This is a genomic window from Trinickia dinghuensis (genome assembly GCF_003367175.1).
GTDB lineage: Bacteria > Pseudomonadota > Gammaproteobacteria > Burkholderiales > Burkholderiaceae > Trinickia > Trinickia dinghuensis.
Genome location: NZ_QRGA01000007.1, coordinates 104,404 through 117,690, shown reverse-complemented (window position 1 = coordinate 117,690; position 13,287 = coordinate 104,404). Strand labels below are relative to the sequence as shown.

The following is a 13,287-nucleotide window of genomic DNA, read 5'->3' as shown; positions in this document are numbered from 1 at the left end:
AACATGAATAAACCGGCGCGTTCGATGCGCTTCTCACGATGGGTGTTGCTGGCAGGCAGCATTGCCGTGTGCCAAAGCATCCATGCTCAAGAAATCTCGGCGCTCGGCGGATGGCTGCGCGCAAACGTTCCGGGCGAGTCGACCTACACGTGGGGATTCACGTATTTGCAGCCGCTCGATGCGCACAACGCGCTCAGCTATTCGTGGATCAACGAAGGGCACGTGCGGGACAATCATCGCGACGGCTTCGCCTTGCAATATTGGCTGCGCGGGACTTTCGCGGATCCGAGGCTCACGCTCGGCGCAGGCTTCGGCGGCGACTATTACTTCGATACCGAAGCAAGCGCCAATGGCAGGCGCTACGTCGATGCACACGGCTTGAGCCCGATCGTCAGCTTGGCTGCGACCTGGCACGCCAGCGATCATCTTTTCTATCAGTTGCGCCTGAATGAGATCTTAGGGTCGCACAGCTACAACACGTTCGGCGCCCTATTCGGCATCGGCTATGCATTCGATTCGCCGAAGCGATCGGCACCGTCGCCGGGTACCCGCGGCGCGGGAGATGACGTATCGAGCGGCGATCAGATCACGGCGATGGCAGGGTGGACCGAGGTCAATAGCCTGACGTCGCCCGGCGCGGCCGCATACGGCTTCGAGTATCGGCACGGGTTTGGACCCTACGTGGACGGCACCGTCAGTTGGATCAACGAGGGCCATACGGCGCTCAACACGCGCTCGGGCGCAGCCGCGCAGATTTGGCTGCGCCGCGCCTTCTTCGACGATCGCCTGAGCCTCGGGGTCGGCGCGGGACCGTACTACGCGATCGATACCCATCGCGTCAAAGGCGGCACCGACACGGGTGGGAAAGTCTCCGTGTTGCTAACGATGTCGGCCGCGTACAACGTCACGCGGCACTGGTTCGTGCGCGCCTCGTGGAATCGCGTGATGACGAGTTACGACAAGGACAGCGATATCTATCTGGGCGGAATCGGGTATCGCTTTTAGGTCTTGGATTTTAGAGCGCGCGCCCGGTCGCGGCTCGGCTCGCCGCCTGCTCCAAATCGGCGCGCATCTCGATCAGCGGTACCGTCCAGTCCCGGTAACCGCGCTGGCGATAGAGCTTCACCGTTGGATACCACGGGCTGTCTCGCCGCTCGGTCATCCACACCCAATGCGGATTGACGTCGAGCAGCAGCCAAGTCGGACGTCCCAAAGCCGCGGCCAAATGCGCAACCGAGGTACAAACCGTCACGACCACATCGAGACTGCGGATGAGTGCGGCCGTATCGTCGAAGCTCGTCAATTCGCGCGTTCGATCGTTGACGGGCAAGCCCGCCCGCACCATTCGCGCGACGTCCTCCTGCGCCCCCATCTGCAAGCTATGCCAATCGATGCCGGATAGCCCGGAGAACGCTTCGGCATACCGTTCGGGATCGATCGCGCGGACCGGGTTGCGCTGATGAGTCCGGCTGCCGGTCCAGACGAGGCCCGCCTGGAACTTGGCGCCGCCGCGCATTTCATCGCGCCGGCGTGCGGCGCGAGCCGAATCGGCGATCAAGTACGACGGCGGAGCGGAAAGCGACTCGAGCGTGACACCGAGCATGAGCGGTAAGCTGGCGAGCGGAATTTGATAGTCGAACGACGGCAGTTGCGGCAAATCGCTGGGCAACACTTCGACGTCATATGCGGCCAAGCTTCGCTTGAAGAGTTCGTAAAGCGGGGGAAAGCAGCAGCAGATAGCCTTGCCTCCTTCATCGCGCGCTCGGGCAACGATCGACGGCAAGAAGCGAATGAATTGGATGGCGTCGCCATACCCTTGCTCGGCCCAGACGAGCAGCGTCTTTCCCGCTAGCGCTTCGCCGCGCCAACGACGCTCGGGATAGAAGCCCTCTACGCCTTCCAGTTCCGTCGAACCGTTCCAGCGCGCTTCGAAATTGATCCAGCCGTTCTGGAAATCGCCGTGCATCAATTGCAGCATCGCCGCCGAGAACTGAATCTTCGGGTCGTCGTTCGACACTTTCGCCGCTTGCACGACGGCGTCGAACGCTTCGCCCCACTGCTGCGATTCGCGGGCCGCGTTGCACAATGCCAGTTGCGCCAAACCAAAATTGGGCGCCAGCGCCGCCGCACGCCGCGCGGCGATCAACGCTTTTTCCGGCTCGAACAGTTTGAGCAGGACATTGGCCTGATTCGTCCACGCAAGATGATGATTCGGCTCCGCGCGAATCGCCTCCCGGGTCAATCGCAACGCCGCATCGTGTTGGTCTCGGCTGTAATGCAGGGCCGCCAGATTGTTGCGGAGCATCGCCAGATCGGCATCGAGCGACATGGCACGCTCGTATGCCCGCAGCGCTGCATCGAGGGAGCCGGCCTGCTGCGCTAGCAGGCCCAGCGTGAACCAGGCCACCGCGGAGCCGGGCGCCAGCTCGCACCAGCGCGCGGCAACGGCCGTGCCGACCTCCGAGCGCCGCATCGAATGAGCAAGCAATGCCCACTCTTCGAGCCAATCGGTCGCATCGGGCAGCGCGCGATGCGCGCGCTCGAAGCCCATGAGCGCGTGCTCCGGCGCGCCGGTTTGCGCGGCTAGACGCGCGGCCTCAACAAAGGCGAGGGCGTGGGCGGGATCGATGATGAACGCGCGATCGAGCCAAACACGCGCATCCGCGTAGCGCCCGCACAGCCGCAACAATTGCGCTTGTGCGGTGACCGCGTCGACGTCGTCGGGCGCATGCGCCAGCCAGTCGGAGACGAGCGCCGATGCCTCGATCAGCTCTCCGGCCTGCACATGCCGGTGGATCTCCGATAAGCGCGCATTCGAATCGATCATCGCTGATAGGTCATCGCACGGGTCTCTCGGCTTTGCTTCACGTTGAGATCTTTCAAGATTTTTGGTGTCCCAACACGCGCAGCTTATTCACTCCATGAAAGGCAACGGCGCATCGTCGTCTTCGCGCATGGCAAAGACATTCAATGTCATGGAAACCAGCGCGTAGTAGCCGAGCAGGCCGACGAGATTGACGGTCGTTGCATGACCGAAACGCTGCACGGCCTTGGCGAACGTCATATCGGAGACGCGCTTCGCGTCGTACAGTTCGATCGCGAAATTGTAGATCAGTGCCTCGTCCGCATCGGCGAAATCGGGGCGCCGCCCCCGGAGCAGCGCCTCGGCCGCCGACTCGGTCACCCCCGCCTCGATCGCGATCGGATAGTGAATCTGCCACTCCGCCTGCGCACGCCATTGCGCCGCGGTCACCAGAATCGCCAGTTCGGACAGCCGCAGCGGCAAGCCCGTCCGATACCGGCAGAACGCGCCGAGCTGCTGCGCGTGCTGCGCGAGTTCGGGACTCGCGATCCAAGCGAGGAAGGGACCGGCCAGATTGCCGCGCGGCCCCGTCAAGATTTCATCCAGCACGGCCAGTTGCTCGGGGCTGGCTGCCGCCCGATCGAATTCGGGCAGGCGTGCGCCGGTGGGTCCTTTCATCGTCATTTCACTTCCGTCCTTCTTTGCGCGGTACCCCGGCAGTATCGCTCACCTGCCCGCTTGCGTCGATGCTCAGGTGCCGGCAAGTGCGGCATCCACCGCATCGCACAACCGCTCGGCGATGCAATCGACGTCGTTAGGAGTGCAGATGAACGGCGGCGCGAGCAGAACGTGGTCGCCTTGTCTGCCGTCGATCGTACCGCCCATCGGATAGACCATGAGCCCGCGCGCCATCGCTTCCTGCTTGATGCCCGCGTTCAGTTTGCGTCGCGGATCGAACGGCACCTTGCTAGCGCGATCGAGTACGAGTTCGACGCCGACGAAGAGTCCGCGCCCGCGGATGTCGCCGACGTGCGGATGATCGCCGAGCCGTTCGCGCAGCGTGGCGCGCAGTTGCTCGCCGCGCGCCTTCACGTTGTCGAGCAGGTCATCTTCTTCGATCACGCGCTGCACCGCGAGCGCGGCGGCGCACGCCGTCGCATGGCCGATATAGGTATGGCCGTGCTGAAAAAAGCCCGACCCGCCCACGATCGCCTCGTAGATCCGATCGCTCACGAGCGTGGCGCCGATCGGCTGATAGCCGGCGCCGAGGCCCTTGGCGATGGTCAGCAGATCGGGCGAGACGCCCTCCTCCTCGCACGCATAAAGGTGGCCCGTGCGCCCCATGCCGCACATGACTTCGTCGAGAATCAACAGCACGCCGTACTTGTCGCAGACCTCGCGGATCTTGCGGAAGTAGCCACGCACCGGCGGCACGGCGCCCGCCGTCGCGCCGACCACCGTTTCCGCAACAAAGGCCGCCACCGTGTCCGGGCCGAGGCCGAGGATCTTGTGTTCGAGTTCGTCGGCGAGCCGCTGCGCGTATGCCTCTTCCGTTTCACTGGGCAGTTGATCCCGGTAGGCGTAGCAGGGGCTGACGTGATGCGCTTCGATGAGCAGCGGCAGGAACGGTTCGCGCCGCCAAGCATTGCCGCCGATCGCAAGCGCGCCGAGCGTATTGCCGTGATAGCTCTGGCGGCGCGCGATGAAATGCTTGCGCGCGGGCTGCCCGATCTCGACGAAGTACTGACGTGCGAGCTTGAGCGCGGCCTCGATGGCCTCCGACCCACCCGAAACGAAATACGCGTGGCCGATGCCGGCCGGTGCCGTCACGACGAGCCGCTCGGCCAGCGCCTCGGCCGCCTCGGTCGTGAAGAACGACGTATGCGCGTAGGCAAGCTGGCGCGCCTGCTGCTCGATCGCGTCGACGACGCGCCGATGGCTGTGGCCGAGACACGACACGGCAGCGCCGCCGCTCGCGTCGATGTAGCGCTTGCCGGCGGAATCGACGATCTCGATGCCGTCGCCCGCCACCGCCACGGGCAGCGTCTTCTTCGGCATCCGATGGAATACATAAGACATGCGATACCTCCAAATCCAAGGTGAGTCGGAGGCCGTGCTCAGCGCAGCGGCCGCATCGAACAAACAACACATGGTGTGTATTTATAATTCTACACAACATATGTTGTCAACCATGGCGCGACAACGCGAGGCTCAGATAAGAGCGCCAACAATCAGATCAATAAGACGAAAAGCATTGGGTGGCGCTTGCGGCCCAGCACTTCAAGGCACGTACGCACCCTTCGCGTGCAACGATCGCTCGGCCAACTCGAGTTGCTCGACGGCATCGGCTCCCTCTAGCGCCAGCAATTGCGCGACGAGCGATTCGGCAAGCGCGGTGGCGGCAACGAGCGACGGAAAGAACGACGGGCTTTCGTGAGAGAAGATCAGCACGCTGTCGGCATTCAGCGCGAGCGGCGACACGGCGCTATCGGTGATCGCGACGAGACGGCTGCCCTTTTCCAACGCGGCTTCGGCGACGCGAGCGGCTTCGACCGAATACGGTGCGAAGCTGATCACGACGGTCGCGCTATCGCGCGTGATGCCGCGCAACTGCATTTCGAGCGTGCCCGCTTCGCCCGTCAGCAGCGACACCGATGGACGAAAGAGTCCGTAGCCATAGACGAAACCGAACGCGACCGCATAGCACGAACGAAAACCCGCGACATGCACATGCCGCGCCTTGCGCAGGACGCGGGCGGCTTGCAAAACGCTGCGTTCGTTGTGGGTTGCCGTCGTTTCGAGGTTTTGCTGCTGGGCAATGAGCAAGTCCTGCGTGAACGTGTCCTTCTTCGTTCCGGCGACGAGCGAGCGTGCACGCACCGTCAACGGTTCGGGGCGCGTTCGCACGCGTGCCACGCACAAATCGCGCAGTTCGTTCCAACCAGGGAAGCCCAGCAGTTGCGACAAGCGCACGAGCGAGGCCGGCTGAATCCGGGCACGCTCCGCAACCTTGCGCATCGACAGCACGGCGACTTCGTCGGGCTGATCGAGCACGAAGGCGGCACCGGCCTGAAATTGCGGACTCAGCTCCGCGAAGCGTGCGCGGATCGACGCGGCAAGCTGGTCGAAAGTTTCGGGCATGAGGCGATGCGGGTAGAGGTGGCGGCGACAACAAATGTTACCATCGCCGCAACAGCTACGAAGTAGCCCTCCGTAGCGAAATGCCGGCTTCGTTCACAACAAGCGGCGCTGCTTAGCAACGAAGCCTGCCGGCTTTTTCGCCTTCTCTACGGCTCCTTCATCAACCAACCGCTGCAGCCATGCCTTCGCTTGCGGGGTCGATACTTGCAGCGCTGCGGCGACATCGACTTCCTTCATCGGCGTGTTCAGGAGTCGCTGAATGGATTCGCGCACGGCCGCAAATAGGACATCGGCTGGACTGATGTCAGCTTCAGTCGAACTTTGGATCTGGCCGGTTGCAGCCGCAGGAACCGTCGTCACACTCGCTCGCTCTTCCTCCGCAGCCTCCGTCCGCTCTTGACCCGCGCCAGCCACGGCGGCCGATGTAGCGCTGCCAATCTGGGAATCCTGCACCGTCTCCGAAGACGTAGGCTTCGCAGCATGCTCCGCACTGGGTGCATCCGTTGAACCATGCTGCGGCATGGACGATCGATCAAACAGGCTCTCAAACGATTCCACGTCTTGCGGATTGGGCCACGGAATCGCTCCTTTCTGACGTAGTGCATCGAGCCCGACCGACGGATAGCCAGTCGATCGAATGTAGACCGGAACAAACTTGAGCTTGTCCAATTGTTCAACCGCGCCGGCCCAAGTGCCTCCTCTGTTCATGTCGGAGTTCACTACGAGGGACGCTTCCCCGAGCGCGTAGATAAGCTTATTGCGCTGCATTGCGCGGCCGACGTTGAAGCCGACGCTTGGATCATAGGGAGAGATTAACGCCAGACAACCTTCGACCAGCGAATTGCGTTGCTCGCGAGTCATTGCTATCTTTTCCAGGCTGTCGGCCAGCACACCAACAACGTTGCCGCCGGCTGCCAAAGCCCCGCGCATTGCAGCTTGATCGACACCCCTCGCGCCGCCGGACACTAAGGTTTTGTGCGCATATGCGGCGAGTCGCCCAACATCCAATGTGTAGTCGATCAAGGAGTCGTCCACATGGCGCGAACCGACCACCGCCAGTCCTCCCGTGTCCAAAAGGCTAATTTCACCACAACCGTACAGAACGGGAGGCGCGTCCTCACGCAGCCTCACTTTCAAGCGCCTCGGATATTCCGCATCTGCGCGACTAACCACCCAAATCGCGCGCGTCTGCCATCGCTCGATGACCTGGCTCAGCAGAAAACCGCGCCCAAGCAATCGCCGTAGCCGTCCCTCGTCTACAATGGAGCCGCATGCGTGGAGAAGCTCCGCGGCATTCGGCGACAGCAGGTCAGCGGGTTGGCACTTCACTTCGCGCAGGTGCCGCGCGAGACGCTTGTATTCTCCGGGCGACAGGAGATCATCGGATACTAGTTCGCTCCGCCCTGCGATCAGCGGTGCTATCAGCAACAAAATTGCCCGTGTGTTGGGCGACAACGTAGGCATCATTCGTCATGTCCTGTCTGCGCAAGGGCGATCGGCCATACTTCTCCGCTGCCTTTCATACGAAGCAGCCATGTCGCCACCGTCAGCGTCCATCGTGAGTCGACCATGTCATCGACCAATAGCACCGGCCCCTCAGGAATCGACTGATCCTTTAGTGCCAGCGATCCATCGACGTTGCGAGCTTGTTGCGTGCTGTTTGCCATCGTCTTCTGCTCCGGGCGGTCGTCCGTCTTTTCGATTACATCAAGAAACGGCAGAGCCAGTAAGGCGGCCAAGCGCCGGGCGAAGTCCGGCACAAGTTCCGGATGCCGCAGCGATGGAACGCAGGTCACCCATGCCGGCGCAGGCTGCGGATTCCACTTGTGGATCATCTCCGTACAAGCGGACACAAGATCGTCAGAGAACCGGCCCATATGGGATTTTCCCTGTCGGACAAGGCCGCCCCAACCGGCATCGCCCCATATACATAGTGCTCTGCCGGGCTGCGCATGGTGGGCCTGCGGAATGTGCCCCTTGACGCCGTATTGAGGCAAGCCGCCATCGGGCCATTTCTTTCGAGGCTCGAAGGGCAAGTTGGTTCTGCGAAGAAATGCAATTGCGTCCCGCACCCGGTCAGGGTCCACCGCTGCCGACAGTTCAGGCAACACTGGAGGCTGCACTGCGCTAGAGTCGCCATCGAGCGCTCTGATCAAGAAGCTCATATGCTCACCAAATTGAAGATTGACGTAGCTCTGCATCTGGTCATGTTCAGATCTCCTCAGCATGGTGAGCCGCTCTGCTCTCTCCCAAAAGGCTTCGCCCAGCCTTGCGGCCGTAAGCTGCCACTTTGTACCCTGCTTGGCAATGGGTGCGGGAGCTTCAAGCGACAGCAAAGCGATCGCCTTTTCTACGCGCCCCTTACTTAGGTTGAGTCGGCCCAATAGCTCGGGAACAGATAACCCATCGGGCTCCTGCTCCAGTTCGCCCAGTAAAGCTGCGGCCTCCTGTCGGCTCGGAAAAGCGCTGCGGATAAACCAATCCGTAATGCTGCCTTCTTCCTGCCCGCTGAGAAGCACGCCATACGCGGAATCCAGTGCACGTCCCGCCCGCCCAACCTGTTGATAGTAGGCAACGACAGACCCTGGAGTCTGATAATGAATCACGAACGCCAGATCCGGCTTGTCATAGCCCATTCCCAGTGCCATCGTTGCGACGAGCGCTTTTACCCGGTTGCTCAGCAGCGCCTGTTCCAGCTCTTCTCGACGATCGCCGGTCTCGCCAGTGTAAGCGTCGACGTTGAAACCTTGTGTCTTCAACCACTCAGTCACTTGATAGGCATCACGCACAGTGAGCGTGTAAATGATTCCGTGGCCCTTCAAGGTAGACAGTTGCTCCGCCAGCCACGCAAGACGTTCCGCCTGACTGGGTAAGCGGATGGTTTGCAGCGTCAGCGACGCTCTATTGAGGTCGCCGCGAAATACCGTAAGGTCGGGCCCCAGCACTGAATTCAAGTCCGCCATCACTCGATCGTTTGCGGTAGCCGTAGTTGCCAACAGTCTCAGGTTGGGCGGCAGTGTCCTGACGATCCGCTCCAGCAAGCGGTAATGAGGGCGAAAATCGTGCCCCCAATCGGAAATGCAATGTGCCTCGTCAATGACCATCAGCGAAATTTGGGCCGCAATTCCTGCCAGGACCTGAGTGCTGAATCGCTCATTGGCCAATCTCTCGGGCGAAATCAGAAGAATGTCGATTTCACCTCGTGCGAGCCTAGCCTCGACATCGGCCCATTCGGCCACGTTGTCGGAGTTGATCGTCGCTGCCCTAACTCCCATACGCTCGGCCGCCGCAACTTGGTTTCTCATCAGCGCTAACAGGGGCGAGATCAAAAGAGCGGGACCACCCCCCGCATTACGCAGCAACTTGGTCGCGATGAAGTAGACGAAACTCTTTCCCCATCCGGTCTTTTGCACCACCAACAAACGCCCCTTGTTTTCGACGAGGTGTCGAATAGCTTCCTCTTGATCCTCGCGAAACGCGGCATCGGCTCGCCCGGATCCCAATCGCAGCAACCGCCGGGCTTGTTCTTGATAGTAGGTCACGTCGATACTCCTGCCGTTTGTCGAGCAATCGATAGTCCGATGGGGCGCCAAGATTTGTAACTCTTGGCTCCGGCCCTATCGGGATGTCCGTGCAACGTATCAAGAAAGCGTTGGAAACCGGCAGCCCAGCCGACATGTTCGGACCGAAAGCAGGCATTATTATCGCCCGACTCCGGCTGGGCCCTTGTACTCAACCGTCATTGCCGAGCCTGAGGTTCGTTGTCGCCCCACCTATTTACCCCGATCCCCCAACCGAACCGTTTTCGCTAAACTGCGCGCTCCCGGCGGCAACCCGCTCGCCTGACGCGCTTCCGAATGAACCCACTCCGGCAGCGTGCGCCTTCGCCGCGCCCGCTGCGTTGGCCCACGCGCATCGCCTCGCACCTCCCGAGCACCTCGCAGACGGCGAAGGCGCTCGCGTTCGCCGCGCTCGTCGCCGTCGGCGCATGGGCGGCCTATCGCTATGCCGAGCGCGCCGAAATCAGCGCGATCATCGAGCGCGCCGCGCACCGGCTCGACGTCGACGAAAGCACGCTCAAGGGCGAGATCACGCGCTACGACTATCTGCCGGCGCTGCTGAGCCTGAACCCGGACATCGCGAACCTGCTGCGGCACCCCACGAATCCGGCACTGATCTCGCGCGTCAACGATTACCTGGCCGACGTCACCACCGACTCGCAAGCCGCGGCCATCTATGTGCTCGACCTGAACGGGACGACCCTCGCCGCCAGCAATTGGAATCAAGCGGTCAGCTTCGTCGGGCAGAACTTCTCCTACCGCCCCTACTTCATCGACGCGCGGCACAGCGGCACCGGGCGCTTCTACGGCCTCGGCTCGACGAGCCACCTGCCCGGCTACTTCTATGCCGCCCGCATCGACGCGGGCGGACACGAACTCGGCGTCGTCGCCACCAAGATCAGCCTCGATCCGATCGAAGCACTCTGGATGCGCGGCGACGAAACGGTGCTCGTCGCCGACGCGAACGGCGTCGTCTTCCTCACGTCGTACCCCGGCTGGAAATACCGCACGCTGCACCCGCTTTCGGCCGCATCGCGCGCGCGCATCGAAACGAAGCGCCAATACGAAGGCCCCGGCGCGCTCGAGGAAGTCGGGCTCGTCCGGCGCCGCAGCCTCGGACCGAATGCCGAGATCGATGCCGTGTCGCCGCCGAACCCGTTCGCCCCCGGCCCGGGAGGAAAGCGCCGAACCGACTTCGTCGTCGTGAGCCGAACCGTGGCCGGCACCGATTGGCGCATCATGTCGCTGACCGATATCGCCGCCGCCCGCAAGAGTGCGCGCTACGCGGCGCTCGTCGCGGCGTTGGGCCTGTCGCTGGCGACCATCGGCACGCTGTACGTCCTGCAACGCCGCAAGGTCATCGCGCAGCGTCTGGCCATGCGCGAAACGCTCGAACGCATGAACGACGAACTCGAGCGCAAAGTCACCCGCCGCACCGGGGCGCTCGCGCGCGCCAACAAAAGCTTGCGCAACGAGATCACAGAGCACAAGCGTACCGAGGCGACGCTCAAAGCCACGCTCGAAGAACTCGTGCAAGCGGGCAAGATGGCGCTCATCGGCCAGATGTCGGCCGGCATCACGCACGAACTCAATCAACCGCTCGCCGCGCTGCGCACGCTCTCGGACAACGCGCTGCTGTTTCTGCAACGCGGACGCCCCGACGAAACCGAGAACAATCTGCGCGTGATCGCCGGGCTCATCGAACGGATGGGCAAGATCACCGCCCAGTTGCGCCGTTTCTCGCACAAGGGCTCGGCCGAGCTGACGCCCGTGCCCGTCGAACGCGCGCTCGCAAATGCGCTCTTTCTCGTCGAGCTGCGGCTGCGCAAGGAAGCGGTCGAAGTCGTCCGCGATTTGCCCGATGCCGATTCGCCGCGCGGCGAGCTGCTCGTGCTCGCCGATGCGAACCGGCTCGAGCAGGTGCTCGTCAATCTCTTCGCCAACGCGCTCGACGCCATGCTCGAGCGCCCCGCGCGGCAGCTTTCGATCGCCGTTCGAGACGATGCAGCCGACGATGCCTTCGTCGAAATCGTCGTGGCCGACACCGGGCCGGGCATCCCGGAGCCGGTGCGAGTCCGGCTGTTCGAGCCGTTTTTCACGACGAAGCCGCCTGGCGCCGGCCTCGGGCTCGGCCTTGCCATTTCCGCCGGCATCGTGCGAGAACTCGGCGGCACGCTGAAAGCCGACGACGTCGCGGCGGACGGCGGCGCTTCGTTCACCTTGCGCTTGCGCCGCGCGCGCGGGCAAGATCTCGCCGGCGAAGCCGCCCGGCAAACGCAGACCGAAACACACCGCGCGGCCGCCGACGACACCGACGCCGACGGCGGAGCGAACGAGGAATCATGATGGAAGCGCACAAGGTGCACGAGGGGCTCAAGGTACTGCTGGTCGAAGACGAACCCGCCGTGCGGCTGGGCGGCGTCCAGGCGCTGCAGCTGCGCGGCATCGAAGTGCAAGCGTTCGAGCGGGCCGAGCAGGCCGTGCGGCACCTCCGCCTCGGCTTTCCGGGCATCGTCGTGACCGACGTGCGCCTACCGGGCATCGACGGCTTCGCCCTGCTCGAGCAAGTGCGCGAGATCGACGCGCAGTTGCCGGTCATCCTCGTCACGGGCCACGGCGATATCGCCATGGCCGTCGAAGCCATGAAGCGCGGCGCCTACGACTTCATCGAAAAACCGTTCTCGTCCGAGCATCTCGCCGACGTCGCGCAGCGCGCGCTCGACAAGCGCCATCTGACACTCGAACTCGACACGCTGCGGCGTCAGGTGAGCGGCCGCGACCGGATCGAAGCGAAGATCCTCGGCCAATCGCCGGCGATCGAGCGCCTGCGCCGCGTCATTCTCGATCTGGCGGATACCGATACCAACGTTCTCGTCATCGGCGAAACGGGTGCGGGCAAGGAGGTGGTCGCACGCTCCCTGCACGAGGCGGGCCGCCGCCGCGATGCGAACTTCGCCGCGATCAATTGCGCCGGCATCCCCGAGATGCTGTTCGAGAGCGAAGTGTTCGGCCACGAGGCCGGCTCGTTCACGGGGGCGCTCAAGCGCCGCATCGGCAAGGTCGAATATGCCGACGGCGGCACGCTCTTTCTCGACGAGATCGAGACGATGCAAATGTCGCTGCAGGCGAAATTTCTGCGCGTATTGCAGGAGCGCATGTTCGAGCGCGTGGGATCGAACGAGCTGCTGCCGATGAATTGCCGGATCGTGGCCGGCACGAAGGCCGATTTGTTGGCGCTCGCACGCGAACAGCGGTTTCGCGACGATCTCTATTACCGCCTCGGCGTCGTCGTGCTCGAAGTGCCGCCGCTGCGCGAGCGGCGCGAGGATATTCCGCTGCTGTTCGAGCATTTCGTCCTGCAGGCATCGGCGCGCTATGGACGTCCCGTTCCCGAGGCCCCAAGCGCCGAGCAGATGCACACGCTGATGTCGCGCAGCTGGCCCGGCAATGTGCGCGAATTGCGCAATGTTGCGGAGCGCTTCACGCTCGGGCTGCTTGCCGATGTCGGCGACGTCGACGAATCGGTCGGCGCGGCACCGCGCACGCTCGAGGAACAGGTGAACCGGTTCGAGCGGCATTTGATCGAAGAAGCGCTGCGCGCCTGCCAAGGACGCGCGGCGCTCGCCTGCGAACGCTTGGGACTGCCGAAGAAGACGCTCTACGACAAGATGCGGCGGCTCGCGATCACGTCGGACGATTTTCGTTGAAGGGCGGCGAAGCGAGGGCCGTCACTGTCGCCATCATCATCGCTTTCTCCCTCGTTCCGCTCGCCCTCGCTCTAGG

At 63.1% G+C, this 13,287-nt stretch carries 9 protein-coding genes; 3 read left to right on the top strand and 6 right to left on the bottom strand.

Translation table 11 applies throughout. The features are described 5' to 3' along the window. The first annotated feature begins 3 nt into the window (after positions 1 to 3). Positions 4 to 1,005, top strand: a complete 1,002-nt coding sequence (locus DWV00_RS12965) for a porin family protein (protein WP_115533997.1) — start codon at positions 4 to 6, stop codon at positions 1,003 to 1,005. Between the two features lie 10 nt (positions 1,006 to 1,015). Here the strand turns inward: DWV00_RS12965 and DWV00_RS12960 are convergent, their stop codons facing one another. The 6 genes from DWV00_RS12960 to DWV00_RS12935 all read right to left on the bottom strand — a co-directional run bounded on the left by DWV00_RS12960 (position 1,016) and on the right by DWV00_RS12935 (position 9,486). Then, positions 1,016 to 2,827 carry a tetratricopeptide repeat-containing glycosyltransferase family protein gene (locus DWV00_RS12960; RefSeq protein WP_115533996.1) on the bottom strand — a complete coding sequence of 604 codons (1,812 nt, stop codon included), beginning with the start codon at positions 2,825 to 2,827 and terminating at the stop codon, positions 1,016 to 1,018. 87 nt (positions 2,828 to 2,914) lie between these two features. Continuing rightward, positions 2,915 to 3,487, bottom strand: coding sequence for a carboxymuconolactone decarboxylase family protein (locus tag DWV00_RS12955; RefSeq protein ID WP_245964858.1), 573 nt, complete (start codon positions 3,485 to 3,487; stop codon positions 2,915 to 2,917). Between the two features lie 66 nt (positions 3,488 to 3,553). Then, positions 3,554 to 4,882, bottom strand: a complete 1,329-nt coding sequence (locus DWV00_RS12950) for an aspartate aminotransferase family protein (RefSeq protein WP_115533995.1) — start codon at positions 4,880 to 4,882, stop codon at positions 3,554 to 3,556. Positions 4,883 to 5,083: 201 nt separating this feature from the next. Further along, on the bottom strand, positions 5,084 to 5,944 hold the full coding sequence (locus tag DWV00_RS12945) for a MurR/RpiR family transcriptional regulator (protein WP_115533994.1): 861 nt from the start codon (positions 5,942 to 5,944) through the stop codon (positions 5,084 to 5,086). A 93-nt stretch (positions 5,945 to 6,037) separates the two neighbouring features. Next, complete coding sequence (locus tag DWV00_RS12940) at positions 6,038 to 7,411, bottom strand: DNA-processing protein DprA (protein ID WP_115533993.1); 1,374 nt, start codon at positions 7,409 to 7,411, stop codon at positions 6,038 to 6,040. Beyond that, positions 7,408 to 9,486 (bottom strand): RecQ family ATP-dependent DNA helicase, encoded by a 2,079-nt coding sequence (locus DWV00_RS12935; protein WP_115533992.1) that lies wholly within the window; start codon positions 9,484 to 9,486, stop codon positions 7,408 to 7,410. The genes DWV00_RS12940 and DWV00_RS12935 overlap by 4 nt, the downstream gene beginning before the upstream one ends. Positions 9,487 to 9,801: 315 nt before the next feature. Between DWV00_RS12935 and DWV00_RS12930 the strand changes: the two genes are divergently transcribed. Both DWV00_RS12930 and DWV00_RS12925 read left to right on the top strand, forming a co-directional pair. Then, positions 9,802 to 11,850 carry a sensor histidine kinase gene (locus tag DWV00_RS12930; RefSeq protein ID WP_115533991.1) on the top strand — a complete coding sequence of 683 codons (2,049 nt, stop codon included), beginning with the start codon at positions 9,802 to 9,804 and terminating at the stop codon, positions 11,848 to 11,850. After that, positions 11,847 to 13,211: a sigma-54-dependent transcriptional regulator gene (locus DWV00_RS12925; RefSeq protein ID WP_220274690.1), complete on the top strand. Its 1,365-nt coding sequence runs from the start codon at positions 11,847 to 11,849 to the stop codon at positions 13,209 to 13,211. The genes DWV00_RS12930 and DWV00_RS12925 overlap by 4 nt, the downstream gene beginning before the upstream one ends. Positions 13,212 to 13,287: the final 76 nt, after the last annotated feature.